Annotated in this window: 20 protein-coding genes and 1 pseudogene; 14 read left to right on the top strand and 7 right to left on the bottom strand. The window is 70.8% G+C overall.

The window, feature by feature from the left end:
- The first annotated feature begins 378 nt into the window (after positions 1-378).
- From ACF1GV_RS38645 to ACF1GV_RS38655, 3 genes and pseudogenes are all read left to right on the top strand, one after another.
- Positions 379-1,548, top strand: a complete 1,170-nt coding sequence (locus tag ACF1GV_RS38645; RefSeq protein WP_391691030.1) for a PP2C family protein-serine/threonine phosphatase — start codon at positions 379-381, stop codon at positions 1,546-1,548.
- Between the two features lie 18 nt (positions 1,549-1,566).
- Positions 1,567-2,403, top strand: a pseudogene (locus tag ACF1GV_RS38650) (FAD-dependent monooxygenase); the annotation flags it as partial.
- Between the two features lie 206 nt (positions 2,404-2,609).
- Positions 2,610-3,653 (top strand): LacI family DNA-binding transcriptional regulator, encoded by a 1,044-nt coding sequence (locus tag ACF1GV_RS38655; protein WP_391691032.1) that lies wholly within the window; start codon positions 2,610-2,612, stop codon positions 3,651-3,653.
- Between the two features lie 26 nt (positions 3,654-3,679).
- On the opposite strand, the gene ACF1GV_RS38660 is transcribed toward ACF1GV_RS38655, so the two are convergent.
- Positions 3,680-4,978 (bottom strand): ROK family protein, encoded by a 1,299-nt coding sequence (locus tag ACF1GV_RS38660; RefSeq protein ID WP_391691035.1) that lies wholly within the window; start codon positions 4,976-4,978, stop codon positions 3,680-3,682.
- 181 nt (positions 4,979-5,159) lie between these two features.
- Here ACF1GV_RS38660 and ACF1GV_RS38665 point away from each other — a divergent pair, with 181 nt between their 5' ends.
- Genes ACF1GV_RS38665 through ACF1GV_RS38680 form a run of 4 tightly spaced genes read left to right on the top strand, consistent with a single transcriptional unit; the run spans position 5,160 to position 9,746 of the window.
- On the top strand, positions 5,160-6,476 hold the full coding sequence (locus ACF1GV_RS38665) for an ABC transporter substrate-binding protein (RefSeq protein ID WP_391691038.1): 1,317 nt from the start codon (positions 5,160-5,162) through the stop codon (positions 6,474-6,476).
- Positions 6,477-6,490: 14 nt separating this feature from the next.
- Positions 6,491-7,486, top strand: a complete 996-nt coding sequence (locus tag ACF1GV_RS38670; RefSeq protein ID WP_391691041.1) for a carbohydrate ABC transporter permease — start codon at positions 6,491-6,493, stop codon at positions 7,484-7,486.
- Positions 7,479-8,351, top strand: a complete 873-nt coding sequence (locus tag ACF1GV_RS38675) for a carbohydrate ABC transporter permease (RefSeq protein ID WP_391691044.1) — start codon at positions 7,479-7,481, stop codon at positions 8,349-8,351. The genes ACF1GV_RS38670 and ACF1GV_RS38675 overlap by 8 nt, the downstream gene beginning before the upstream one ends.
- 33 nt (positions 8,352-8,384) lie before the next feature.
- On the top strand, positions 8,385-9,746 hold the full coding sequence (locus ACF1GV_RS38680) for a GH1 family beta-glucosidase (protein ID WP_391691047.1): 1,362 nt from the start codon (positions 8,385-8,387) through the stop codon (positions 9,744-9,746).
- 91 nt (positions 9,747-9,837) lie between these two features.
- Here the strand turns inward: ACF1GV_RS38680 and ACF1GV_RS38685 are convergent, their stop codons facing one another.
- The 3 genes from ACF1GV_RS38685 to ACF1GV_RS38695 form a co-directional block, all read right to left on the bottom strand.
- Positions 9,838-10,107 carry a fibronectin type III-like domain-contianing protein gene (locus ACF1GV_RS38685; protein WP_391691050.1) on the bottom strand — a complete coding sequence of 90 codons (270 nt, stop codon included), beginning with the start codon at positions 10,105-10,107 and terminating at the stop codon, positions 9,838-9,840.
- A 366-nt stretch (positions 10,108-10,473) separates the two neighbouring features.
- Positions 10,474-11,565, bottom strand: coding sequence for a DUF1996 domain-containing protein (locus ACF1GV_RS38690; protein ID WP_391691053.1), 1,092 nt, complete (start codon positions 11,563-11,565; stop codon positions 10,474-10,476).
- A 30-nt stretch (positions 11,566-11,595) separates the two neighbouring features.
- Positions 11,596-13,779 carry a discoidin domain-containing protein gene (locus ACF1GV_RS38695; protein WP_391691056.1) on the bottom strand — a complete coding sequence of 728 codons (2,184 nt, stop codon included), beginning with the start codon at positions 13,777-13,779 and terminating at the stop codon, positions 11,596-11,598.
- 461 nt (positions 13,780-14,240) lie between these two features.
- Between ACF1GV_RS38695 and ACF1GV_RS38700 the strand changes: the two genes are divergently transcribed.
- Together ACF1GV_RS38700 and ACF1GV_RS38705 are read left to right on the top strand one after the other, a co-directional pair.
- Positions 14,241-16,781 (top strand): discoidin domain-containing protein, encoded by a 2,541-nt coding sequence (locus ACF1GV_RS38700; RefSeq protein WP_391691058.1) that lies wholly within the window; start codon positions 14,241-14,243, stop codon positions 16,779-16,781.
- Positions 16,782-17,000: 219 nt separating this feature from the next.
- The gene (locus tag ACF1GV_RS38705) at positions 17,001-17,378 is read left to right on the top strand and encodes a hypothetical protein (RefSeq protein ID WP_391691061.1); all 378 of its coding nucleotides are present in this window, start codon (positions 17,001-17,003) and stop codon (positions 17,376-17,378) included.
- 101 nt (positions 17,379-17,479) lie between these two features.
- Here the strand turns inward: ACF1GV_RS38705 and ACF1GV_RS38710 are convergent, their stop codons facing one another.
- Positions 17,480-18,307, bottom strand: coding sequence for a MarR family transcriptional regulator (locus ACF1GV_RS38710; protein ID WP_391691064.1), 828 nt, complete (start codon positions 18,305-18,307; stop codon positions 17,480-17,482).
- 444 nt (positions 18,308-18,751) lie between these two features.
- Here ACF1GV_RS38710 and ACF1GV_RS38715 point away from each other — a divergent pair, with 444 nt between their 5' ends.
- The gene (locus ACF1GV_RS38715; RefSeq protein WP_391691067.1) at positions 18,752-19,345 is read left to right on the top strand and encodes a hypothetical protein; all 594 of its coding nucleotides are present in this window, start codon (positions 18,752-18,754) and stop codon (positions 19,343-19,345) included.
- Between the two features lie 206 nt (positions 19,346-19,551).
- Here ACF1GV_RS38715 and ACF1GV_RS38720 read toward each other — a convergent pair whose 3' ends face one another.
- Both ACF1GV_RS38720 and ACF1GV_RS38725 read right to left on the bottom strand, forming a co-directional pair.
- Positions 19,552-20,847: an MFS transporter gene (locus tag ACF1GV_RS38720; protein WP_391691070.1), complete on the bottom strand. Its 1,296-nt coding sequence runs from the start codon at positions 20,845-20,847 to the stop codon at positions 19,552-19,554.
- A gap of 1 nt (position 20,848) precedes the next feature.
- Positions 20,849-21,934 (bottom strand): GNAT family N-acetyltransferase, encoded by a 1,086-nt coding sequence (locus tag ACF1GV_RS38725; RefSeq protein ID WP_391691073.1) that lies wholly within the window; start codon positions 21,932-21,934, stop codon positions 20,849-20,851.
- Between the two features lie 349 nt (positions 21,935-22,283).
- On the opposite strand from ACF1GV_RS38725, the gene ACF1GV_RS38730 reads away from it, so the two are divergent.
- Genes ACF1GV_RS38730 through ACF1GV_RS38745 form a run of 4 tightly spaced genes read left to right on the top strand, consistent with a single transcriptional unit; the run spans position 22,284 to position 25,700 of the window.
- Positions 22,284-23,639 (top strand): DegT/DnrJ/EryC1/StrS family aminotransferase, encoded by a 1,356-nt coding sequence (locus ACF1GV_RS38730; RefSeq protein WP_391691075.1) that lies wholly within the window; start codon positions 22,284-22,286, stop codon positions 23,637-23,639.
- Positions 23,636-24,487 carry a transketolase gene (locus ACF1GV_RS38735; RefSeq protein WP_391691078.1) on the top strand — a complete coding sequence of 284 codons (852 nt, stop codon included), beginning with the start codon at positions 23,636-23,638 and terminating at the stop codon, positions 24,485-24,487. The genes ACF1GV_RS38730 and ACF1GV_RS38735 overlap by 4 nt, the downstream gene beginning before the upstream one ends.
- Positions 24,484-25,524, top strand: coding sequence for a transketolase family protein (locus ACF1GV_RS38740; RefSeq protein ID WP_391691081.1), 1,041 nt, complete (start codon positions 24,484-24,486; stop codon positions 25,522-25,524). Before ACF1GV_RS38735 ends, ACF1GV_RS38740 begins: the two co-directional genes overlap by 4 nt.
- Entirely contained in the window at positions 25,521-25,700 is a 180-nt protein-coding gene (locus tag ACF1GV_RS38745; protein WP_363268089.1) for a lysine biosynthesis protein LysW, read from the top strand. Before ACF1GV_RS38740 ends, ACF1GV_RS38745 begins: the two co-directional genes overlap by 4 nt.

Consider the following 25,700-nt stretch of genomic DNA (forward strand, 5'->3'; position numbering starts at 1 on the left):
CGCAGGGGCGCAGGGCACGTGTGACGGGTGCCGGGTCGGAGCGGAAAAGTGATCCACCACAGTAGTGTGCACCGTAATGGTGCTTTCGACCCCATTCCTCCGTCGGCAGCGTGATCGGTTGCCTCCGAAGGAGGGGGCGAAGGCAACGTCCTCACCCCGTGCCGCGCCGGCGCACGCGCAGGCGTGGACATGGCCGACCGGCTCGCGTGCCGGGGCTGCGGCGACGGGCAGCGCCTGTGGTGGCGGAGGTGCTGGGGGAAGCGCGGCGGATCGGAGGGCCGGCCGGCGGGAAAGACGCCATGCCCGGGTGTGATGCACGTACCACGTGAGATCGGCGCAACTCGGGGAAAGAGTGGCGACACCGGATGGGAGGTTGCGATGGATGGTGAAGGCCTGGAACTCGGCGAGCTTCTGGCCGCCGCGGAAGCCGCGCCGCCCGGGGAGTCCGTCGGCGTGATCGCGCGCGATCTGCGCGAGCGCTTCGGGGCGGACCGTGTGTCCTTCCTCTTCGTCGATCTCCTGGGGCAGCGGCTGCTGCGCCTGACCGTGCCCGCCGAGGGCGGCAGGGCGGACACCACCGAGCGGATCGATCTGCAGGGCAGCGTGTACGACACGGTTCTGCGCAGCCAGCGCCAGCACGTGGAACCGGACGGCCACGGCGGCAGACGCGTGATCTCGCCGGTGACCAATCGCGGCGACTGCGTCGGTGTGCTGGAGGTGACGCTGCAGTACGCCGACGACACCGTGCTCCGGCAGATCGGCGACGCGGCTCACGCGCTGGCGTACATCATCGTCACGGACCGCCGCTTCACCGACCTCTACCACGCGGGCCAGCGCACCACCCGGACCAGCCTGGCCGCGGAGATCCAGCACCAGCTGCTTCCCTCGGCCCCGTGCTGTGAGGCGCCCCAGTTCACCCTGGCCGCAGGGCTGGTCCCGGCCGACGACATCGGCGGCGACACCTATGACTACACGCTCGATCGCGAAACGCTGCATCTGTCCATCACCGACGCCATGGGCCACGACACCAACTCCGCCCTCCTGGCCACGTTGGTCATGGGTGCGTTGCGCGGCGCTCGCCGAAGCGGCTGCGACGCGCTTCAGCAGGCCCACAGAGCCCACGAGGCCCTGCTGACCCACAGCCGTGGCCTGGCCACCGGCCAGTTGCTGTGCATCCGGCTCGAGACGGGCACCTGCGAACTGGTCAACGCAGGGCACCCCTGGCCGCTGCGCCTGCGGGAAGGCGCCACCGAGGTGGAGGAAGTCAAGCTGGCCGTCAACATGCCCTTCGGCGTGGCGGCGCCCACCGCCTACGAACTCCAGAAGGTCCAGCTTCACCCCGGCGACCGTTTGATCCTGCTCACCGACGGCATGCAGGAACGCGGTGCCGCGGCCGTGGATCTGGCCTCCCTTGTGCGCGACACCCGCACCTGCCATCCCAGGGAGGCGGTCCGCACCCTGACGACCGCCGTGCTGGAGGCCTGCCGGGGGAACCTCAAGGACGACGCCACTGTCCTCATCCTGGACTGGCACGGTGACCGTCGATGACAGCGGATCAGCAGCTGGAAAACCCACCCGAGGTTCTGGCTCAGGCCGGTCGGTGAAGGGGTCTACAGCGTCATGGTCCCCGCCGCGGGAGTCAGCGACCGCGCGGAACCGCCCACCCTCGAGGATTTCAGACACCAGTTGCGCGCCATCGCCGGAACCGATTTCGGCGTGCACTCCCCGCGCCGGCTGTCCCGCTTCGGGGATGCCACCCGGCTGGCCGACCGTTATCGGGTCGGTCGGGTGCTGCTGGCCGGCGATGCGGCACACACCCATCCACCCACCGGCGGACAGGGCCTCAACCTGGGCGTTCAGGACGCGTTCAACCTCGGCTGGAAACTGGCCGCGCAGATCCGCGGCTGGGCGCCCGAAACGCTGCTGGACACCTACCAGGCGGAACGTCATCCGGTCGCGGCGGACGTGCTGGACAACACCCGCGCCCAGATGGAACTGCACTCGACCGAACCGGGCGCGCAGGCCGTGCGCAGGCTGCTCACCGAACTGATGGACTTCGACGAGGTGAACCGCCATCTCATCGAGAAGATCACCGCGATCGGCATCCGCTACGACTTCGGTGAAGGGCCCGACCTGCTCGGGCGCCGCCTGCCCGACATCGACGTGAAACACGGCCGCCTCTACGGACTGCTGCACCGCGGCCGGGGCCTGCTGCTGGACCGCACCGAGCGCCTGACCGTCGGCGGCTGGTCGGACCGGGTCGATCACCTCGCGGATCCCACTGCGGCACTGGACGTTCCGTGCGTCCTGCTACGCCCGGACGGACACGTCGCCTGGATCGGCGACGATCAGCAGGATCTGGACGCCCACCTCTCCCGCTGGTTCGGCGAGCCCGCCGACTGATGTCGCCCGGGCAGGCCCGCTCCTACGACGAGCGGGCCGACACCGTCCCCGGCAGTTGAGCGAGCTCGGCGGGCCGCCGGCCGTGCCACTGCCCGGCGGCCCGCCCTGCGTGCCCTGAGTGGGGCCCGGCCCCACCCCGGAGCAGGTGCCGTTGTGCCACCGCCGCACTCTAGGCGGTGTTTTCGGCGTGCCGTTAGGGTGCGGACATGAGCAGGCAGACACCGACCCTGGAGGACGTCGCACGTGAGGCGGGGGTGTCACGGGCGACGGTCTCGCGGGTCGTGAACGGCGTGCGCAACGTCGATCCCGCGCTTCAGGAGATGGTGCAGCGGGCGATCGAGCTGACCGGTTACGCCCCCAACCGGGCCGCCCGGTCGCTGGTGATCCGGCGTGCCGAGACGGTGGCCCTCGTGGTGTCGGGGGTGGGGGACGCCGCGGGCGACGACACCCCGAACGCCTTTGCCACCCGGGTCTTCACGGACCCCTTCTTCGGTCGGGTGGTCGGTGGAGTCGTGGGGTTTCTGCGGCCGCGCTCGATGCATCCGGTGCTGATGTTCGCGGAGTCGGCCGAAGACCGGCAGGAGGTGCTGACCTACCTGCGGCAGGGCAGGGCCGACGGTGCGCTCGTCGTCTCGACGCATCCCGACGATCCGCTGCCCGCCCAACTGGCCGAGGCCGGGCTTGCGGCGGTGCTGTTCGCCCGCCCGGCACGGCCGGTCCCGTTGAGCCATGTCGACCTCGATCACCGGGCCGGGGGCCGGCTGGCGGCGCGGCACCTGCTGTCGCGAGGCTGCCGCAGGCCGGGCACCGTGACCGGGCCGCTCGACGTGCCCGCGAGCCGTGAGCGACTGGCCGGCTTCCGTGAGGTGCTGACCGGGGCCGGGGTCACGGACACGCCCCTCGTCGAAGGGGGTTTCACCCTCACCAGTGGAATGGAGGCGATGGCGGCGCTGCTCGCCCGGCTCCCTGAAGTCGACGGGGTCTTCGCGGCCAACGACCTCATGGCTCAGGGCGCCTGCCGGCTGCTCCAGGAACGCGGCAGGCGGATTCCCGACGATGTCGCCGTGGTCGGCTTCGACGACAGCGGCGTCGCCGCGACCTGCCGGCCCCCGCTGACCTCGGTCCGTCAGCCGGTGGAGCGGATGGCGGAGGAGATGGCCCGTCTCCTGGACGCCCACATCCGCGGTGAGCGCACCGAGCCTGCTTCGGTCGTCTTCGACCCGCAGCTCGTCACCCGGGAATCGGCCTGACTCGCCCTCGTTTCCTCGACCTTAACTCAGGCCATCCGTCGCCCCAGCGCCGCCTTCCATGGTGGCACAGGCACCGGCGTCCGTGTCCCCCTCGGGTCCGGGAGGCGCCCGCCGTGGGCGAAGAAGTCGGCCAGCGGCAGGGTGGCGGCTCCGACGGTCACCGCGTCCGGGCCGAAGCGGCCGAGCGCGATGCCGACGCGGGCGGCGGGATGCCGCAGGGCGCGGGACAGGGCGTGGTGGCGCACCGACTGCAGGAAACGGGCGCCGAGTTGAAGACCGGCCCAGCCGCCGACGAGGATGCGCTCGGGCCGGAAGAGGTTGATGAGGTCGGACAGGCCGGCACCCAGGTACTCGGCGGTCTCAGCGAGCACGGCCGTGGCCACCTCGTCGGACGCGGCGCCGTCCACCGGGTGGGCCGCGGCCAGGAGTTGCGTCAGCGCGGCCTCCTGACCGGCCCCCGGTGAGGGGCTGCCGCCCGCCTCACGCCAGCGGTCGACAAGTGCTTCGGCTCCCGCGTACGCCTCCAGGCAGCCGAGCGCGCCGCACCGGCAGCGTCGCCCCCGCACCCGTACGGTGAGATGGCCCCATTCGACCGCCTGGCCGCGGGCGGCGTCGTGGGTGACCACGCAGGCGCCGACACCGGATCCGAAGAGCACGACCACCGCGGAGCGGGCGCCGCGTCCGGCGCCGAACCACATCTCGGCCTGCCCCACGGCCTTGGCTCCGTTGTCGATGAAGTACGGCACACCGGGCGGCAGATGGCCCGAACCACGCAGGAGCCGTTCCAGGGGTACGGCGTCCCAGCCGATCGTCTGGCCGTGCACGACCGTGCCGTCCGTGGCGGTGGACTGGACGATCCCCGGCACTCCGACGCCGACGCCGAGCAGGCTGTCCGCCTCGATGCCGGAGGTCCGCAGGACCTCGGCGACACCTTCGTGGATGTGGCCGAGGACGACGCCGACGTCGTACTCGCCGGGCTGGGTGAGGGGCCGTTCGGTTCGGGCGAGCTCGGCGAGGGAGAGGTCGAACAGCTCGACACGTACCCGGGTTTCGCCGACGTCGACGCCGATCATGTGAGCGCTGCCGGCGGCGATGCGTACGAGAGTGCGGGGCCGGCCGCCCTGGGTGCCGGTTCCGCCGGAGTCCTCCAGCAGTCCGTCGGCGATCAGTTCGGCCACGACGTTGCTGATCGTGCCCGAGCTCAGACCGGTCGCGGGGATGAGCTGGAACCGGCTCATCGGCCCGCCGAAATACAACTGTTGCAATACGGCCGTTCGATTCTCTCTTCGCAGGTCACGTACTGTGCGACCACCGTGCGCTGCCACCTGGGTCTCCTCGTGTGCCGCCACCGTCGGGACAAGTGCCGCGCCGGACTCTTGACGACGCCCTCACCCCATGGCTTAACTCACGTTCTAAATTAAGCCATGGGGGGCTTCGGTGCCGAACGGGGTCGGCTCCGGTGACACCTTCACGGCTCTCGCCTCCCGGAAAGGGACACCCGGAGCCATGCGCAACATCAGAGCCGCGGCCCTCAGCGCCGTCACGCTGTCTCTCGCACTCACCGCCACGGCCTGCGGCGGCGGTTCGTCCACCGGTGGCGGGTCCAACGACTCGCCGAAGACGCTCACCTACTGGGCCTCCAACCAGGGCGCGAGCATCGAGGTCGACAAGAAGGTCCTCCAGCCCGAACTCGACAAGTTCGAGAAGCAGACCGGCATCAAGGTCAAGCTGGAGGTCGTCCCCTGGTCCGACCTGCTCAACCGCATCCTCACCGCCACCACCTCCGGCCAGGGCCCCGATGTGCTGAACATCGGCAACACCTGGTCGGCCTCGCTGCAGGCGACCGGCGCGCTGCTGCCCTGGGACGCGCAGAACTTCGGCAAGATCGGGGGCCGGGACCGCTTCGTCGACTCGGCCCTGGGTTCCACCGGCGTGGCGGGCAAGGACCCGGCGGCGGTGCCGCTGTACTCGATGGCGTACGCCCTCTACTACAACAAGCGGCTCTTCGCGGAGGCCGGCCTCACCAAGCCGCCGGCCACCTGGGGCGAACTGGTCGCCGACGGCAAGAAGATCGAGGCCAAGGGCAAGAACGGACTGGGCGCCGAGGGCTCGAACCTGTCGAACAACATCCACCAGGTCTTCGTCCTCGGCAAGCAGCACGGCGCCGACTTCTTCACCCAGGAAGGCAAGCCCGACTTCACCAGCGACGGCGCGGTCGCGGCGGTCAAGCAGTACGTCGACCTGATGGCCAAGGACGGAATCGTCAACCCCGGCAACGCCGAGTACGCGCAGAACCAGTCGCTAAGCGACTTCGCCAAGGGCAAGACGGCGATGGTGCTGTGGCAGACCGCCTCCGCCACCTTCAAGACGCTGGGGATGAAGGACTCCGACTGGGGCGTGGCCCCCGCGCCCGTGCAGTCGGGCGCCCCCGGGACGGACACCCAGGTCAACTCCATGGTCGCCGGCATCAACATGGCGGTCTTCAAGAACACCCACAACCTCGACGGCGCCACGCAGTTCGTGAAGTTCATGACCGGCGACACCGAGCAGAAGATCCTCAACACCGCCTACGGATCCATCCCGCCGGTCAAGTCCGCCCAGTCCGACCCGGCATTCAACTCCCAGGGCACCGCGGTCCTGCGGCAGACCCTGGCGATCAGCGCGCAGGCGCTGCCCCAGGTGGCCGACGAGTCGCAGTTCGAGACAGCGGTGGGCACGGCCGTCAAGGAACTCTTCGCGGACGCGGCGGCCGGACGCGCGGTGACCACCGAGTCGGTGAAGGCCAAGCTGGCCAAGGCGCAGCAGCAGATGCCCGCGAAGTGAGCCGGGACACCGTGATGACGACCACTGTCCCCGAGTCGGGCACCCGGGCGGTGCTCAAGAGCTCCTCCGGTGCGGCGCGCGGCCCCCGCCGCCGCACCGGGCGGATCCGCCGCGTCGGACTGCCGTACCTGCTCCTGCTGCCCGCTCTGCTGCTCGAACTGCTGGTGCATCTGGTGCCGATGGTCATCGGCATCGCCATGAGCTTCAAACAGCTCACCCAGTTCTTCATCCGGGACTGGAGCAGCGCGCCCTGGTCCGGCTTCGACAACTACCGTCTGTCGGTCGACTTCGACGGCCCCGTCGGCGAGGCGCTGCTCCACTCCTTCCTCGTCACGTGCGGCTACACCCTGCTGTCGGTGGGCCTGTGCTGGCTCCTCGGGACGGCCGCCGCGATCTGCATGCAGGACACCTTCCGCGGCCGGGGCCTGCTGCGCACCGTCTTCCTGGTGCCGTACGCGCTGCCCGTGTACGCGGCCGTCATCACCTGGGCGTTCATGTTCCAGCACGACAACGGCGCGGTGAACCGCATCCTGCACGACCAGCTGCACCTCACCGGCCGGCCCTCCTTCTGGCTCATCGGCGACAACAGCTTCTACGCCCTGCTGATCGTCTCGGTGTGGAAGGGCTGGCCGTTCGCCTTCCTCATCGTGATGGCCGGGCTGCAGAACATCCCCGGCGAGCTGTACGAGGCGGCCGCCCTGGACGGCGCCGGGATGTGGCAGCAGATCCGCCGTATCACGCTGCCCTCCCTGCGCCCGGTCAACCAGGTGCTGGTGCTGGTGCTGTTCCTGTGGACGTTCAACGACTTCAACACCCCGTACGTCCTGTTCGGCAAGGCCGCCCCGGAGGCCGCCGACCTCATCTCCATCCACATCTACCAGTCGTCGTTCGTCACCTGGAACTTCGGCACCGGATCGGCCATGTCCGTCCTGCTGCTGCTCTTCCTGCTCGTGGTGACGGGTGCGTACCTGCTGTTCACTTCCCGAGGGAGGAAGACGGCCGATGTCTAGCACCTCGTCCGCGCCGCGCTCGCCCATGGCGCCACCGCGCTCCTTCCTGTGGTCTCGGCGCATCTTCCTGACGCTGCTGACCACGTTCGTGCTGCTGCCCGTGTACGTCATGGTCTCCAGCTCGCTCAAGCCCCTGCAGGACGTCTCCGGGAAGTTCCGCTGGCTGCCCAGCGGGCTGACGATCCGGCCGTACGTCGACATCTGGTCCACGGTCCCGCTCGCCCGCTACTTCACCAACTCGCTGATCGTGGCGGGGGCGGCCACGGTCTGCTCGGTGGTCATCGCGGTGTTCGCCGCGTACGCGGTCAGCCGCTACGACTTCCGCGGCAAGCGCGTGTTCACGGTGACCGTGCTGTCCACGCAGATGTTCCCGGGCATCCTCTTCCTGCTGCCGCTGTTCCTGATCTACGTCAACCTCGGCAACGCGACCGGCATCGCCCTGTTCGGCTCGCGTGGCGGCCTGATCCTGACCTACCTCACGTTCTCGTTGCCGTTCTCCATCTGGATGCTGATCGGCTACTTCGACTCCGTTCCGCGCGAGCTGGACGAGGCGGCGCTGGTCGACGGCTGCGGTCCGCTGCGCGCGCTGCTGCGGGTCGTGGTGCCGGCCGCGATCCCCGGCATCGTCGCGGTGGCCGTCTACGCCTTCATGACCGCCTGGGGCGAGGTCCTCTTCGCCTCCGTCATGACCAACGACACCACCCGCACGCTCGCCGTGGGCCTGCAGGGCTACTCCACGCTCAACGACGTGTACTGGAACCAGATCATGGCCGCCTCGCTGGTGGTCAGCGTCCCCGTGGTCGCCGGCTTCCTCCTGCTCCAGCGCTACCTCGTCACCGGTCTCACCGCGGGCGCGGTCAAGTAGCCCCCTCCCTCGTTCCCTTCCGAAAGGTTCTCCGTGTCCGACTCGATCGACCTCGCCGCCTTTCCGCGCGACTTCGTCTGGGGCACCGCCACGTCCGCCTACCAGGTCGAGGGCGCCGTCGCCGAGGACGGCCGCTCGCCGTCCATCTGGGACACCTTCTCCCACACCCCGGGGAAGATCGCGGGCGACGACCACGGCGACGTCGCCTGCGACCACTACCACCGCTGGCCCGAAGACGTCTCCCTCATGCGGGAGCTGGGAACGGACACCTACCGCCTGTCCCTCGCCTGGCCCCGGGTGGTGCCGGACGGCGACGGCGCCGTCAACGCCAAGGGCCTGGATTTCTACGACCGGCTGATCGACGGCCTGCTCGCGGCGGGCATCACCCCGAACGTGACCGTCTACCACTGGGACCTGCCCCAGGTGCTGCAGGACCGCGGCGGCTGGACCGAACGCGCCACCGCCGAGCATCTCGCCCGCTACGCCTCGCTCGTCGCCGAGCGGCTGGGCGACCGGGTCACGCAGTGGTCGACCCTCAATGAACCCCTCTGCTCTGCCTGGATCGGCCATCTGGAGGGCCGGATGGCGCCCGGCCTGACCGACCTGACCGCCGCCGTCCGCGCCTCCTACCATCTGCTGCTCGGCCACGGCCTGGCCACGCAGGCCATCCGGGCGGCCGTCCCCGGTGCCCGCATCGGCCTCGTCACCAACCACTCCCCCGTCGCGGCGGCCTCCACGCGGCCCGAGGACATCGCCGCGGCCACCCGGATGGACGGCCACACCAACCGCTGGTGGCTGGACCCCGTCTACGGCCGCGGCTTCCCGGCCGACATGCGCGAGCTGTACGGCGTCGACCTCCCGGAGCGTGCGGGCGACCTGCAGACCATCGCCGCACCGCTGGACTGGCACGGGCTGAACTACTACTTCCCGGCCACGGTCGCCGACGACCCGGACGGGCCGGTCCCCCACGCCCGCGAGGTCCGGCTGCCCGGCGTCCCGCGCACCGGCATGGACTGGCAGATCGACGCCGACGGGCTGGAGAGTCTGCTGATGCGGCTCACCGACGACTACGGCATCCGCCGGCTGTACGTCACGGAGAACGGCTCGGCGTTCCCCGACACCGTCGGCCCCGACGGCACCGTCGACGACCCGGCCCGCGTGGCCTATCTGGAGCAGCATGTGGCGGCGTGCGCGCGGGCCCTGCGCAAGGGCGCCCCGCTCGCCGGCTACTACGCCTGGTCCCTGCTCGACAACTTCGAGTGGGCCTACGGCTACGACAAGCGCTTCGGTCTGGTGCACGTCGACTACGCGACGCAGAAGCGCACCGTCAAGGCGAGCGGCCGACGGTACGCGGAGCTGATCCGGGCGCACCGTCAGGGGGCCGCCACCGGCTGACCGTCCCCGCCGTCCCCGCTCGGGCCCCGGCCACCGGATGCGTTCCGGCGGCCGGGGCCCACGCCCGTACTCGAGGCCGCCGGGCGACGGCTCAAGGAGCCGTGGTGAGCGTCACCGGGCCCTCCCAGCGGATGTCCCCCGCCGAGCGGCCCACCGTCAGCCGGTAGGTTCCGGCCTCCGTGCGCCATACGTGGTTCCGGTGCGACCACTGCCGCAGCAGGTGAGGTTCCACCGCAACATCCACGGTGGCCCGCTGCCCCGGCTCGGCGCGCTCGGCGGTGCAGCCGGCGAACCAGCGCACGGGGTGCTCCACCGTCGATCCGGGGCACGCCAGGTAGACCTGCACCACCTCGCGTCCCACCCGGGCACCGGTATGCGCAGCCGTACCCGGGCCGTGAGAGCGCTCCCCTCGACGATCTGCGGGGGCACGTCCACCGACTCCTACGCCCAGGTCGTGCAGTCCGGTCCGTGGCCGAACCAGTAGGCGGGTTCCCGGCCCGCGCGCAGATGAGAGTGGGTGCGATTCCGGCTCCCCGGCGGCCCGCCAGGTCGTGGCGCCGGTGAGCAGGCGGACCTTCTGCACGAGGCTCAGTTTGTCGATCATGCGGTCGAGTTGTTCGTCGTCGGTCCCCGCCCCTTGGCTGACAGATGACGGCCGCCCACGTCCGGGCAGGCCGAGGGCCCGGCCGTCTCCGCTGTCCGACCGGGCCGTGCGGCACGACGGCGCTCAGGGCAGCCGGTAGTCGCTGTTCAGCGCCGCGCCCGCCTCCGGGTGCGTCTGATCGTAGCCGCGGGCGTCGCACTGCAGGCCGCCCACGATGCAGTGGCCGACCAGGGCCTTGAGCGTGCGGTCCTCCCAGGCGTTGAAGAAGTCGTAGTGGAAGGAGTAGCCGCGGCCGCTGGCCAGCCGTACCCGGGACATGTCGCCGTTGACCGGGAACGCCATCTTGAACTCGATCATGGGCAACGCGACCGGGTGGTCGGCGGGGCACATGTTGTCGTTGGTGCCGGGCTTGACGACCGGGTAGGCCATGTGGCTCTTGTGGTCCGGTGTGTCGAGGTACTTCCCGTCCCAGCAACTCGGCGCCTGGAAGCGGATGTTGAGCTGGACTTCGGGCCGGCTCGGGCAGGTGGTGGGGAAGTCGACGTTGAAGTAGCTGTCGCCGCACTCCCAGCCCTCGACGAAGCCACGGTGGTGACGGAACTCATCGGCGGTCTGCATCGGGTTGCCCACCACGAACCGCAGTCCCTTGGGGAAGGGCCGCACGCTGGTGTAGTCGGTGACGCCGGCCTTGTAGTAGATGGTCTGGGGGCCGACGGGCAGGATCTTCTGGTCGCCGTTGTACAGCGAGGGCATCCAGTACCCGGAGGCGTCGGCGGGCGCCTTGCATGTGGTGGCGCCTGAGTCGAGGGAGGCGGTGGTGCTGTCGGCGTTGGTCGACGTGTTGCCCATGAAGGTGTGGTCGTGGGACTTGCCGGGCTGCCCGGGGTAGACGATCGGGTCGTCGGAGGCGGTGTGGGTGACCGGGCAGTTGGCCTGGAACTCGTGGAAGTAGCGCGGCGGCGGGGTGGCCGTGGACGGGGCGACGCCGGTGACCTGCGGGACCGCCGGGATGTAGCCGTCGCCGTCCGGGTCGTCGCCGGAATCCTGGGTGGACACGGCCATGGTGTGCCCGGCGTGGGCCGCGGAGACGGGCGCGTCGTGGGCGGGGCCGCCGGATCCGGTGGACGCGGAGGCGATGGTGCCGACGCCGAGCACGCCGGCGACCAGTGCGGTGCCGAGGAGGAGTGCGGGGAGTCGTCGTGGACTCGATCTCATGGGATCTCCTGTACGTGGGGGGACGGCCGATCAGCCGTAGATGCCGATCTCGTGCAGGGAGTAGCCCCAGCCGGTGCCGCGGGCGGTCAGCTGCAGCCGGACGTAGCGTGCGGTGGCCGAGACGCCGAGGGTGTCGACGTCGCCGTCGCCGGCGGTCGTGGAGTACACCGGGCGCCAGGTGGTGCCGTCGTCGGAGACCTGCACCGCGTAGGACTTGGCGTAGGCGGGGTCCCAGACGAGCTGGAGCGTGCGCAGGGCCTTGGCGGCGCCGAGGTCGACCTGGATCCACTGGGGGTCGCTCCAGTCGCTGGCCCAGCGGGTGTCGCCGCGGCCGTCGACGGCCAGCTCCGGGGTGCAGGGGCAGTCGCCGTAGGACGCCTGGAAGGAGGAGGCGGTGACCGGGCGGTTCAGCGCCAGGTCGGTCCCGCTGACCGGTGGGGCGACCACCTTGACGGACTTGGTCTCGATGCCGGCGTTGCCGTGCCCGTCCTCGGCCTGCACGTACACCTTCCACACGCCGAGCTTCTGCGGGGCGGTGACCGCGAAGTCCCCGTTGCCCGTGGAGTGCCACTGCGCCGGGACGAGACTCTTGTCGCCACCGGCGTAGTTGCCGCTGAGGAAGATCTTGTACGTGACCGGATCGCCGTCGGGGTCACGGACGTCGGCGTGCACGGTGAACTCGCCGCCGGCCGGGGCGGAGGAGGCGGGGCTGACGGTCATGTTGCTGATGACCGGAGGGGTGTTGCCGCCGGCGGTGGTCCCGGTGTAGGCCCGCTTGACGGCGTAGTACGAGAGCCGCTTCAGCCCGTCGGGAACGAGGTTGAACCAGACGCCGCCGAAGTCGTGCTCGGTGCCGTAGTGGAAGAGGGTGGCGCCCAGGGCCACGCCCTGGTGGCCGGTGACGCAGTTCCAGGCCTTGGTGTACCCGTCGGCCTTCTGCACGTCGGTCGGCTCGTCGGGGATGCCGTTGACGTCGTTCGGGACCTCCCACTCCCCCGCCGGGCCGGTCTCGGTGATGATGTACGGCTTGGTGTAGCCGCCGTCGATCCAGTCCTGGCGGACCTTGCACACGTTGCTGTACGAGTTCATCGCGTACAGATCGAGGTCGGGCGCGTTGCGCTGGTAGTAGGGCCAGGCGCCGGTCCACGCGTCGGTGGAGGTCACCGGGTGGTCGGGGTCGATGCTGTGGATCTTCTGCGCGACGTCGTCGACGAAGCCGGTGTAGGCGTTGTGCTGTGCCTCCAGCCGGCTGCCGCTGTAGCAGTTCTGGAGCCCGAGGACCGACTCGTTGCCGACGTTCCACATCAACGTCGCCGGGTGACTCTTGTAGGCGTCCACCCACTTGGCGAACTCGGTGAGCGCGTTGGTCTTGTACGTGGTGTCCGTGACGTAGTCGACGCAGCCGCCGGCACCCGGCCCGCCACCCGGCTGGAGCCAGAAGCCGTTGATGACGCGGATGCCGTTGGCGGCCGCGCTGTCCAGGAGCGGCTTGGTGGATGCGTCGGTGCCCCAGGTGCGGATGGTGTTGGCGCCCATGGCCTTCACGTCCGGCATGTAGGTCGCAGCGGCCGAGACCGCCGGGCCCCATGTCACCCCCTTGACGGTGTACGGCTGCCCGCCGACGGTGAGCCGCCAGTTGCCCTGGGTGCCCTCGACCTTGACGACGCCGCCGGGCGGGGGCGGCGGGGTGGTGCCGCCGGCGGAGCCGTAGACCTGGAACTCCCACAGCGAGTACCCGTATCCGCCGGAGCGGGTGATGCCCTGCATGCGGACGTAACGGCCGGTCCCGGACACGGCGAGGTCGTCGGTGCCGCCGTCGCCGCCGGTGACCGTCTTCAGGGTGCGCCAGTCGGTGCCGTTGTCGGACGCCTGGATCGCGTAGTCCTTTCCGTAGGCGGCTTCCCAGGTCAGGACGACCCGGCCGAGGTCGGCCTGCCGGCCCAGGTCGACCTGGATCCACTGCTGGTCGCTCCACTGGCTGGCCCAGCGGGTGGTGGTGAGGTTTCCGTCCACCGCGGACGCGGCCGTGAAGCCGTCGCCTTCCTGCGAGGAGGCGGTGGCGGGGCGGCCCTGCGAGAGGAGGGTGTCGGCCGCGTGGGCACTCGGGGCCGGCGCGAGGGCGGTGAGGGACGAGACGAGGAGGGTGCCGAGCGCTAGCAGGGCTGAGCCGGCGCGGCGGCGGGGCGGTGAGACGGTGACGGATGGTCTGGGCACGGGTGCTCCTGACGGGTCGGTTCGCCGAGGGGAGAGCGGTGTGCGAGGGGGCCATGTGCTTCGCCTGCCCCGGTGGTCACGTTCGACGGTGACGCCGGCCGGTCGTTCGGGGGCGGTTGCCGGGGGCGGAACCGCGAGAGGCACGGCCCTGGGAGAGCGCTCTCCGAACCATGCCCGGCGGCCATACGCCGGTCAAGAAGCGGGGCACGTTTTTCTCAGGCCTTGATTCAAGAGGTGATCTACCGCGGAAGCAGCGCGGTGACGGGGCATCACTTCTTGTACACAGCCAGGGACTGTTCGAGATCCCAACACCCTTTCAGCGCCGGGGGCTTGTCATCCGACGGAAATCACTAGTTAACTCAAGTCTTGAACTAAGCGCGCGGCAACGCCTCCCCGCTGTGCCCGCGTGCGCCCGTGCACTTCAGCCCCACCCTCGTCCACCCCCACCCGCAGGGACTCGTATGAGACTCAGATCCCTGGGCGTCGCACTCGCCACCACGGCCGTGCTGAGCGCCCTGCCCCTCGCCCACACCGCGGCCTCCGCGGCCGAGACGCCCTTGTCGCAAGGGAAGACGGTCACCGCCTCCTCCCAGGAGAACAGCGGCACGCCCGCCGCCCACGCGGTCGACGGAAACACCGGAACACGCTGGTCCTCGGCCGCCACCGACGACCAGTGGCTCGAAGTCGACCTCGGGACCACGGCCTCGGTCAGCCAGGTGGTGCTGAACTGGGAGGCGGCCTACGGCAAGGACTACAAGGTCCAGATCTCGAACGACAACAGCACCTGGAGCGACCTGAAGTCCGTCAGCGGTGGTGACGGAGGGCTCGACACCCTGGCCGTGTCCGGGCAGGGCCGCTACGTGCGCATGCTCGGCGTGCACCGTGCGACCCCGTACGGCTACTCCCTCTGGGAGTTCCAGGTGTTCGGTTCCGCGAGCAGCGCCCAGCCCGGCTGTGGCACGGCCGACTCCGCGGAGGGCAAGCCCGCTTCGGCGTCCTCCACGGAGAACGCCGGCACCCCCGCCTCGGCGGCCTTCGACGGCAGCACCTCGACCCGTTGGTCCAGCCAGTCCGCCGACCCGCAGTGGATCCAGGTCGATCTCGGATCCGTGCAGGACCTGTGCAAGGTGGACCTGAACTGGGAGGCCGCCTACGGCAAGGACTTCCAGATCCAGGCCTCCTCCGACGGGCAGAGCTGGACCACGCTCAAGAGCGTCACCGGCGCGAGCGGCGGTACGGCCTCCTACGACGTCAGCGGCTCCGGCCGGTATGTGCGCGTCTACGGCACCGCGCGCGGCACCGGTTACGGGTACTCCCTGTGGGAGGTCGCGGTGCACACAAGCACCACCGGCGTCCCGCCCGTGCAGGGCGGCGGCGACCTGGGCCCGAACGTCATCGTCGTCGACCCCTCCACGCCCGATCTGCAGCGCAAGTTCGACGACGTCTTCGCCCAGCAGGAGTCGAACCAGTTCGGCACCGGCCGTTACCAGTTCCTGCTCAAGCCGGGCACCTACAACGGCATCAACGCCCAGATCGGCTTCTACACCTCCATCTCCGGCCTCGGTCTGAACCCCGACGACACCCAGATCAACGGTGACGTCACCGTCGACGCGGGGTGGTTCAACGGCAACGCCACCCAGAACTTCTGGCGCTCGGCGGAGAACCTCGCCATCACGCCGTCCAACGGCACCGACCGCTGGGCCGTGGCGCAGGCCGCACCGTTCCGCCGCATCCACGTCAAGGGCGGCCTCAACCTGGCGCCCAACGGCTATGGTTGGGCCTCCGGCGGCTACATCGCCGACTCCAGGATCGACGGCACCGTCGGCCCGTACTCCCAGCAGCAGTGGTACACCCGCGACAGCTCGGTCGGCGGCTGGACCAACGGCGTGTGGAACATGACCTTCACCGGCGTCCAGGGCGCCCCTGCCACCAACTTCGACAGCGGCCCGTACACCACCCTGGACACCACGCCCGTCTCGCGTGAGAAGCCCTTCCTCTACCTGGACGGCTCCGCCTACAAGGTGTTCGTCCCGGCCAAGCGCACGAACGCCCGGGGAGTCTCCTGGCCGGCGAACGCGGGCGCGTCCCTGCCGCTCGACCAGTTCTACGTCGTCAAGCCGGGCGCAACAGCGGCCACCATCAACCAGGCTCTCGCCCAGGGCCTCAACCTCCTGTTCACCCCGGGCGTCTACCACCTCGACCGGACCATCGACGTCACCCGCGCGAACACCGTCGTCCTCGGTCTCGGCCTGGCCACCCTCGTCCCGGACAACGGCGTCGACGCGATGCATGTGGCCGACGTCGACGGCGTGAAGCTCGCCGGATTCCTCATCGACGCGGGCCCGGTCAACTCCGACACGCTCCTGCGCATCGGCACCCCCGGCTCGACCGCCGACCACTCCGCGAACCCCACCACCATGCAGGACGTGTTCGTCCGCATCGGCGGCGCCGGCCCCGGCCTCGCCACCAACTCCGTGGTGGTCAACAGCAACAACGTGGTCATCGACCACACCTGGCTGTGGCGCGCCGATCACGGCAGCGGCGTCGGCTGGAACACCAACCGCGCCGACTACGGCCTGCGCGTCAACGGCAACGACGTACTCGCCACCGGTCTGTTCGTCGAGCACTTCAACAAGTACGACGTCCACTGGAGCGGAGAGCGCGGCCGCACGATCTTCTTCCAGAACGAGAAGGCGTACGACGCCCCGAACGCCGCCGCCATCACCCACGACGGCATCGTCGGCTACGCGGCCTACAAGGTCGCCGACACCGTCACCACCCACGAGGCATGGGGTCTGGGCAGCTACTGCAACTACACGGCCGACCCCTCGATCGTGCAGGCCCACGGCTTCCAGGTCCCCGTCAAGCCCGGGATCAAACTGCACGACCTCCAGGTGATCTCCCTCGGCGGCATGGGCCAGTACGCCCACGTCGTCAACGACACCGGCGCCCCCACCTCGGGCACGAGCACCGTCCCGTCGAAGGTGGTCCAGTTCCCCTGACCACCGCCCCCCCCTGACCGCCCGGCCCACGGCGCACCGCGACACGCGGCGCGCCGTGGGCGCGGGCGGCTGACTGCCTTCGCGGGCAAGAGCTTGAGTACGTTGCGAAGAGGGCGCCGGCCATGCGCATCTGCTACCGCCGGCTCCCCACCTGAGCCGCAAAGTCCTGCCTTACGGCCGTCCCTGGACGACTGAGTCCCCATCGGAGATTCTGGGGGCATGCTGCTGCCGCCGACCCATGGGAAGACCGAGTTCATCGAGGTCGTCCGCATCACCGACCCTGCCAGGCACATCACTTCGGAAGACCTGGTCGGCGACACTGCCGCAATCTGGAAGGGAGACCAAGCGCAGCAGGCCCTCTCTCTGATCACCGACCTGCCGGAAAGCGAGCTGTACCGCTGCTTCTTGCCGGGCTGGGGAATCCGGGCACACAGCTCCACCGAGCAGCTCTTCGAGATCGCCTTCTGCTTCCGCTGTCACGGTACCCGCGTCTGGGGGCCGGGTCTTCCTGCCGAACAACAAGGGCGGACTTTCGATGCGGAGAGCCCTGCCGCGCTCGAACTGCTTCGCAGATTTCGCTCCTGCCTGCCGGACTGATGAACGGGCCTCCCAAGCCTTTGGGTGACCGTCCATGCGAACACCGGGCCGAGAACTCGGCGTACTTTACGGCGGAGTCTCGGCCCGTCAATCGCTGCTCGTCACCGTGAGCCCGCGGCCACCAGCGTCGCGGTGATGGGTTCGAGCTCGGTGACCAGCTCGTCGAGCTCGGCGGGGGACAGGGCGTCGTACGGCGGGGCGGCGAGCTCGTCGGTAAGGGCTTCGATGCGTTGTCTGGTCTCGCGGCCGGCGTCGGTGAACCGGCCGTCGGCGCCGACGAGCCCGCGCTCGCGCAAGCCGTCCATGACCGCGGCCAGCCGCTTCTTCGGCAGGTGATGGATGCGCCCGAACGACTCCGGCGGGTGGATGCCCTGCGCCAGCGCGGACAGCACGTGGGCCTCCGTGCCCCCGATGCGCGCGCCGACGAGAGCGGCGACGTGCCCGTCACCGCGGTGCTCGCGCAGCATGGTCGCGGAATGCCACAGCCGGGCGACCGGGTCGCTCGGCACCGGAAGGGTGCGCATCCCGGCGTACATCACCCGGCCTTCTGTGGGCGCGTTCGTCGCGGCTTTGGTGGTCAGGTCGGCGGCGCGCACCAGGCCCGGGGAGCCGGCCAGTCCGTCGCCGAGGATCCGCCGCAGGGAGGCCGCGCTGCCCCGCTCCCGCGCGGCGACGGACGCCTCGGGCGAAATCGTCTCCCACGCGCCCGGAATGTGCCGCGCGGCCTCCCCGTCGGCGAAGCTGTAGAAGGCCGCGTGCACGACCTGCGCGGGCACCCGCCCCAGCGGCGCGGCGCGGCTGGCGAAGTAGCCGTCCCAGTAGGTGCGGTGGCCGAGTGCGGCCAGCTCCTCGTTGCACTCGTCGGCGAAGTAGGTGACCAGGCAGATCGGCTCCAGGAGCTCGAACATGCGGCGGGCGGTATGGGGCATGGCTTACATCATGCCTGCGGTCACGCCCCGTGGAGCAGTCTTCCGCTTGCTCCCTGCGCAGGCGGGAACGGCGCCGCGGCGAAGCGGGTCGATGAGCCGGCGCGTCCGCCCGGCCCTGATCGGGCGCGGGCAGAGGCCCCGAAGTGCTCGCCCCGGCCGCAGACCAGGTCACCGGTCACCGGGCCGATGAGCCTGAGCAGCCCGGGTGGCCTCCAGGCCCGCCTGCGCACGATCGGTGCCCCGTCCGGCGCGGTAGGACGGAGACCGTGCTCGGCGCCCCGACCGCGCTCCTCCTCGCCACCTGGCCCGTGGGGCGCAGCGCACGGCTCCGGCGCGGCGCGCCCGCCAACTGGGCGAGCGGGGCGGGCGGAGCGGCATGGTGCGAGTGCCCCAAGGGGGCAGCGGCCGGAGACTGGCGGCCCGGAGCCAGGCAGGAGAGAGAGCATGGACGACCGCAGCCGCCCGGGCGCCCGGGGCTCCGTGAGCGCCGTAGCGGACCGGGGAGCCGGCGATCGGGCCGCCGTTCTGGGGACCTCGCTCGCCGGCGTGCTCGCGTTCGCGCTTTCCTCCGGCTCGTGGCAGTGGTTCTCCACCTACCTCGGCGTCACGCTGCTCGCGCTGATCCTCTCCTTCGCCCGCCCGCCGGCCCCCGCGCCCGGCGCGAGGTTCGCGTACGTGCGGAGCCTGCTGGCCTATGCGCTGGTCGTCGGCCTGTGCACGGCCCTCGCGGTGGCCCCCGCCATGCAGCGCTGGGCCTGGTTCTTCCCGATGCCGGGCACCCGCACCAAATGCGCCCACCTCGGCAGCTACGCGGCGCTGCAGGCGCAGGCCGCCCTGAGCGATCTGAGCAGCCACGACAGGGCCGCACTGGCGTACGCGCAGAACGACCAGGGCCAGCGCGCCGTCAACGACTGCCTGGCGTCCACGACGACGCTCTGGCTGCCGGTGTACGCGTTGGCGGCCGCCCTCCTGACGGCGCTCGGCGCCTGGCTCCTGAGCAGGACCGGCGCGCTCCGGCGAGCGGCAGGCCGCCGGTGAGCCGTGGCTGACCGTTCACGGTCCGGGCCGGGCCTGCGCGTCACGGGCACGTTCAGGGCCCTCGCGCGCTGCGCAGTATCAGTCGTCGCCCACCATGTCCGGCCCGCGGTGCGTCCGCGGTGCTGTCCCGGGGGCCGACCCCTGCACCCGGGTGGGTCCTTTCGTCCCGGGACGCCGCGGTATTCGCCGGACGCGTTCGAACCTGATCAGCCGTCTCGATCCACTGCGGCAGCGGCCGGTACCGCCGCCGTCTCGCCGGCGTCGCGTGCTCCGGCCGCCTGCGCCGTCCTCACGGGCGCTGCCGCAGCGGTGCCCGGCACGGTGCTTCGGCGCCGGCCCACAGCGGCGACGGCCAGCAGCACGAGGCCGCTCACTCCGCCCAGCACGAGGAACGGCAGGCGGTCGGTCACCGCGTACAGGGCGACGCCGATGACGGGGCCGAGGACGTTGCCGAGGTCCGAGACCAGGCCGAACAGCCCGAAGGCCTTGCCGTCGTTCGCCGTGGCGGCCTTCAGTTCCACGATCCCGCGCCGGGCGGTGAGGAAGAGCGTCGCGTAACCGAACATGTAGACCATGAAGCTTCCGCCGACGGCCATGACTTGGGCGCTGGCGGCCATGGCGAGCAGACCGACGGCCGTGAGGGCCAGTCCGGTCGCCGCGAGCGTCCGCAGGGGCAGGGTGTGGCGACCCAGCAGCCACATCGTCAGGCCCGAGACGGCCAGTCCGGCGACGAAGACCGCCGAGATCGCCGTTCGGGCCGACGTGTGCCCTCCCGAGCTCAGGTAGACCGGCAGGAGCGGTTCGAGTGCCGAGTACACGAGGAAGGTGAACATGTCGAGCCCGCCCAACAGAAGGGCCCACACCCACCATCGGACCGGCGCGGGGCCCGCCGCGGGGGCGTCCGCCCCGGGGGCGGAATCCTCTTCCTCCCTGGGCTCTGCGGGCTCCTGCCCGGGGATGGCCAGCACAAGTCCGACAGCCGTCGCGGCGGTGATCGCGGCGCCCGCCAGGAACAGGCCCGTCAAGCCGACCGGCACGGCCACTCCGGCGATCAGCGGCCCGAGGAGAAACCCGGCCACCGCGGCCGACCCGAAGTTGCCCATCATCCGGCTCGTGGGGATACCGTGCTGCCGGCACAGCGCCGTCATGCCGGCGTAGAGCGCCGGGGACACCAGCCCCTCGCCGACCCCCCAGCACACCCGCGCGGACAGCAGGGTGAAACTGTCCCGGGCCAGCGCCGTGAGCGCGATACCGACCGCGGCGATGAGCATGGACAGCATCGCGACGCGGTCGGCGCGCCACTTGTCGACCCACCATCCGCCGAGCGGCTGGGTGAGCGCCTTGGCCCCGGCGAACAGCGCGAAGGTCAGGGCGACGACGACCGGCCCGGCCCCGGCCCGGTGCTCCAGGTCCGGCACGAACGGGATCATCACCGTGTAGGACGCGTTGACGCTGATTACGGCTGCCAGAAGCAGCGCGATGCGGCCTCGGCCCGCTCCCATGTCACTCTCCCCTGATGTAGGCGGACAGCACCTGGTGCATGTGGGCCAGCGCCGGTTCGAGGTCGGCACGGTGCTCGGGGGCGTACACCAGTGCCCACAGGTCGGTACCGGTCAGGGCGTGCCGCTCCTTGAACCGGTAGTTGTCGCGTCCCCACTCCAGGCGCCGCATGCCCTGCCGGTACGCCCACTCGGTGCTGCGGTACATCAGGGACACGTAGGTGCTCAGGTCGGGAAGCGTGGCGTAGTCGACGCCGCCGCACATGAAGGTCACTTCCGACCCGCGCCGGAAGGCGAAGAAGGCCCCGACGAGCCGGTCGTCCACCTCGGCGGCGACGAGCATCGCGCCGGGCACCCGCAGCATGCCGTGCAGCGCGTCCTCGTCGAACAGCGCCGGCCAGTCGTTCTTGTCACTGGTGTCGACGGTCAGCGGGTACGCGGCGGCCACCAGCGCGTGCGCCTGCGCTCCCTCGACCATCCGGATGCGCAGGCCGCGCTCGTCGGCCCGGCGCAGCCGCCTCTGCACATCCCGCCTGATCTTGTTGGTGACGCGGTACATGTGGTCGTCGAAGTCGCCGGACAGGTCGCAGCTGTAGGTGCGTTCGAGCAGGATGCGGCCGACCGGGGGGCCGGCCACCGCCAGCCAGTCGGCCACGCCCTCTTCGGTGAGGTTGGGCACCACGAGCGTCTCGGCCGCTCCCGACGCGATCCATTCCATCGCGGTGTCGTACGCGCCCCTGACGAGCGCGGCGGGCACGTGCCCGCGCTTGCCGTACATGGAGTACGGGGAGCCGGCGAAGATCACGGGGTTGCCGAACCGGCCCACCAGGCCGACCTGCCGCTCGTATCCGTCCCAGAACGGCGACTCGTGCACGGCGTAGAGCGGGAGAACCGAAGCTCCGTCGGGGCCCTCGGGGTCGGTGTGCACATACGCGTGCCGGGAGCGTTTCTCGATGCCGATGCCCTCCCAGGCGCGCAGCCAGTCCGCGGAGTCGTAGAGGCAGCTGGCGGCCACCCGCTCCGGCACCTCGTCGGACAGCCGCCAGCCGTCCGCGGTTACCACGCACTGGCCGGTTTGTGTGGTGTCCACCCCGCACACCTCCTGTTCGGGCCATCAGGTCGGGACGGGGACAGGGTAGGGACGGCCTCTCTCGCGGTGGTCTCACGTCGATCTCGTCTCCCGCGCCCCCGGTCCGCGACCACCGAGGGCACCGACGCGCATCCCAGCGCTCACCGGGGGAAGTGACCGGCCGGAGTTCACGGTGAGAACGCGACAAGAGCGGCGGGCCCTAGCGTCCACGGCGGGGCCGGCGGCCACAGCGCCGCGAACGGCTCCTGCGACATGGCGAGGCACACGGTGAGGTGTGCGCACATTCGGGTTCATGCATTCCGGCGACAGGGAGCAGGTGAGCCCTGTTCCGCTCACAAGGGGGAGAGACATGAAGGCGCAGCTGGCGATGTTCGGCAGCAAGCCCGTGGTTCGTCCGGAACATCGGCGGCTGGAGTGGCCGGTGGTGACGCAGGCGGACAAGGACGCCGTGCTGCGGGCCCTGGACAGCCGCAAGTTCACGGTCGGCGCGAAGAACGAGCAGGAGATCAGCGGGCTCGAGAGCGAGTGGGCCGAGTTCTGCGACACCCGGTACGCGGTGGCCGTCAACAGCGGCACGGTGGCTCTGGAGCTGGCGCTGACCGCCCTCGGCCTCCAGCCCGGGGACGAGGTGATCGTCCCGGCCCTCAGCTATGTGGCGACCGCGATGGCGCCCCTGTACCAGCTGGCGATCCCGGTGTTCGTGGACATCGACCCGGTCACGTTCAACATCGACGTGACGCAGATCGAGGCGAAGATCACCTCCCGCACGCGGGCGATCGTCCCGGTCCACCTCGGCGGTCTGCCCGCCGACATGGACGAGATCCGGGCGCTGGCCCGCAAGTACGACCTGCTGGTGGTCGAGGACGCCGTGCAGGCGCAGGGCGGCAAGTACCGCGGTGAGACCGCCGGCTCCATGGGCGCCGCCTCGGTCTTCAGCCTCAACGTGGAGAAGTCCGTCCCGACCTGCGGCGAGGGCGGCCTGATCGTCACGGACGACGAGAGCGTCGCCGAGCGCTGCCGGAGCCTGCGCATCCTCGGCGAGGACCTCAGCACGGACGAACGGCTGTACGTGTCCGCCACCCGCGGGTCGAACCTCAAGCTCAGCTCCGTGCTGGCCGCCTTCACCCGGTCGCAGCTGGCGAGGTTCTGGGAGTACCAGGAGCGCCGCGACAAGAACATCCCCCTCTTCCTGGCCCGGCTCGCGGAGCTGCCGGGCATCGTCGTCCCGACCGTCCCGGACGACCGAACCCACATGTGGCACATGCTGCGCTTCCGCTTCGACCCGCAGGCGGCGGGCCTGGACGGGGTCACCCCGGGGCGGTTCCGCCAGGCGCTGCGCCGGGCGCTGCTCGCGGAGGGTGTGCCGCTGACGCACTACCAGATCATCCCGCTGCCCGGTCAGCCGGTGTTCCAGGAGCAGAACGCCTACGGCAACGGCTTTCCGTGGTCGCTGCCGGGGGCCAATCCGCAGCGTTACGACCTGGCCGACTACCCGGTGACCTGCCAGGTCATCGAGGACTCCCTCTGCCTGCGGCGCATGCACCTCAACCCCGACGCCGGCCCCGCGCTGGAGGAGTACGCGGCCGCCTTCGAGCGGGTCTGGGGAAACCTCGACGTCATCGCCCGCTTCGCTCGCTCGCTCGACTACGAGCCGCCGTGGGCCGCCGTCAAGGGGTACGGCCAGAAGGCCGGTGTGCCGGCGTGAGCGTTCAGATCGCCGAGGCGGTCACGGGCGAGGCCGCGCCCTGGGACGACCTGCGGTACCGGGCGACGGCGGTCCGCGAGCACGTGCTCAGGATCGGGGCCGGTGCGATCGGCACGCACGTGGGCGGCTCCCTGTCGGCGACCGACATCCTCGTGGCGCTGTATTTTGCGGTTCTGCGGCTGCGCCCGGAGGAGCCGGACTGGGCGGGGCGCGACCACTTCGTGCTCAGCAAGGGCCATGCGAGCGCCGCGCTGTACGCGACACTCGCCGAGCGGGGGTTCATCGCCCCCTCGGAGCTGGACACCTACGGCTCCCCCAGCGGGCGGCTGATGGCGCATCCCACGCCCGCGGTGCCGGGCGTGGAGTTCGCGACCGGCTCCCTCGGCCACGGTCTGTCGCTGGCCACCGGACTGGCTCTGGCCGCCCGCCGCGCCGAACGCCCCAACCGGGTCTTCACCCTGATGGGCGACGGCGAGCTGCAGGAGGGGTCGGTCTGGGAGGCGGCCATGGCGGCCTCCCACCTGGAGCTGGACAACCTCACCGCCGTGGTGGACCGCAACCGTCTGCAGATCAGTGGTCCGACCGAGGGCCGGATGGGGCTGGAGCCGCTCGTCGACAAGTGGCGGGCCTTCGGCTGGCAGGTGGCGGAGGTGAACGGCCACGACTTCTCCGAACTGGTTCCGGCGCTGCGGTCCGCCCCGGTCCCGGGGCGCCCGGCCGTACTGATCGCCGAGACGGTCAAGGGACGCGGTGTGCGCCATCTGGAGCACCGCAAGCAGAGCCACTTCGCCAAGCTCGGTGAGGCGGCGTACGAGCGAGCCCTCGCCGCCCTGCGGGGCGCCTCATGAGCGGCACGCCGGCCTCGGTGAGCACGGCGCGGCAGGGCGCCGGCCAACGGCAGGACGGCTCCGACCGGGCCGCCTACCGCGCCACCCTGCTCGAACTGGCGCAGGCGGACCGGCGGATCTGGTGCCTCGACTCCGACATGGGCGGCCTGGAGAAGCAGTTCGAGGCAGTGCTGCCGGAACAGTACGTGGACCTCGGTATCGCCGAGGCCAATCTGATGTCCGTCGGGGCCGCTCTGGCCAGCACCGGCCTGCTGCCCTTCGTCAACACCATGGCCGCCTTCGCCTCCGCGCGGGCCCTGGAACAAGTCAAGATCGACATCGCCTACCACCGGCTGCCGGTCCGTATCGTCGCCACGCATTCCGGCCTGTCCGCAGGCCACCTGGGGCCGACCCACCACGCCCAGCAGGACCTCGCCGTGATGCGGTCGCTGCCCCATATGACGGTGATGACGCCCGCGGACGCCGACGAGACGGTACGGATGGTCAACGCTGCGGCGTATCTTCCGGGCCCGGTGTACATCCGGCTCGGCCGCGGCCCGACCGCGCCCGTCCACCACGGCGAGAGCGGCTTCACCGTCGGCAAGGCCGTGGAGCTGCGCCCCGGAGGCGACGTGACGATCATCGCAGCCGGCTCCTGCCCCGTCCTCTTCGCGCTGGAGGCGGCCGACCAGCTCGCCGGGCAGGGCATCGAGGCGGCCGTGCTGAACATGCACACCATCAAGCCGCTCGACGTCGCGGCGGTGGTGCGGGCCGCCGACAGCACCGCCGGCATCGTGACCGTCGAGGACCACTCGGTGCTCGGCGGGCTGGGCGGCGCGGTCGCCGAGGCCGTCGCCGAACACCGCCCGGCCCGGGTGGCGCGGGTCGGGGTGAGCGACGCCTTCGCTTCCCGGCCGGGCGATCACCGCACCCAACTCGGCGCCGCCGGCGTCAGCCCGCGCCACGTCGTCGACGCCGCGCGGGCCGTCCTGAGCGGCCGGCCCCGCACGACAACCGTTCCTCACCACAGTCACACCACGAAGGAGAGCGCGTCATGACCACCGCCACGACGAACATCTGCCCGGAGTGCACCGAGACGGTACCGACGGCGCCGGACATGCGCGTGACGTCGATCGTCGTGTGCCCGGCCTGCCAGGTCGAGCTCGAGATCATCTGCCTCGACCCGGTCGAGTTCGCGCTCGCCCCGGAGATCGAGGAAGACTTCGGGGAGTAA

The sequence above is a fragment of the Streptomyces sp. NPDC014006 genome, assembly GCF_043088925.1.
GTDB lineage: Bacteria > Actinomycetota > Actinomycetes > Streptomycetales > Streptomycetaceae > Streptomyces.

Coding starts and splice junctions, on each gene's coding strand:
- ACF1GV_RS38645 (WP_391691030.1), top strand. CDS start 379: ATGGATGGTGAAGGCCTGGAACTCGGCGAGCTTCTGGCCGCCGCGGAA.
- ACF1GV_RS38655 (WP_391691032.1), top strand. CDS start 2,610: ATGAGCAGGCAGACACCGACCCTGGAGGACGTCGCACGTGAGGCGGGG.
- ACF1GV_RS38665 (WP_391691038.1), top strand. CDS start 5,160: ATGCGCAACATCAGAGCCGCGGCCCTCAGCGCCGTCACGCTGTCTCTC.
- ACF1GV_RS38670 (WP_391691041.1), top strand. CDS start 6,491: ATGACGACCACTGTCCCCGAGTCGGGCACCCGGGCGGTGCTCAAGAGC.
- ACF1GV_RS38675 (WP_391691044.1), top strand. CDS start 7,479: ATGTCTAGCACCTCGTCCGCGCCGCGCTCGCCCATGGCGCCACCGCGC.
- ACF1GV_RS38690 (WP_391691053.1), bottom strand. CDS start 11,565: ATGAGATCGAGTCCACGACGACTCCCCGCACTCCTCCTCGGCACCGCA.
- ACF1GV_RS38700 (WP_391691058.1), top strand. CDS start 14,241: ATGAGACTCAGATCCCTGGGCGTCGCACTCGCCACCACGGCCGTGCTG.
- ACF1GV_RS38705 (WP_391691061.1), top strand. CDS start 17,001: ATGCTGCTGCCGCCGACCCATGGGAAGACCGAGTTCATCGAGGTCGTC.
- ACF1GV_RS38710 (WP_391691064.1), bottom strand. CDS start 18,307: ATGCCCCATACCGCCCGCCGCATGTTCGAGCTCCTGGAGCCGATCTGC.
- ACF1GV_RS38715 (WP_391691067.1), top strand. CDS start 18,752: ATGGACGACCGCAGCCGCCCGGGCGCCCGGGGCTCCGTGAGCGCCGTA.
- ACF1GV_RS38720 (WP_391691070.1), bottom strand. CDS start 20,847: ATGGGAGCGGGCCGAGGCCGCATCGCGCTGCTTCTGGCAGCCGTAATC.
- ACF1GV_RS38730 (WP_391691075.1), top strand. CDS start 22,284: ATGAAGGCGCAGCTGGCGATGTTCGGCAGCAAGCCCGTGGTTCGTCCG.
- ACF1GV_RS38740 (WP_391691081.1), top strand. CDS start 24,484: ATGAGCGGCACGCCGGCCTCGGTGAGCACGGCGCGGCAGGGCGCCGGC.
- ACF1GV_RS38745 (WP_363268089.1), top strand. CDS start 25,521: ATGACCACCGCCACGACGAACATCTGCCCGGAGTGCACCGAGACGGTA.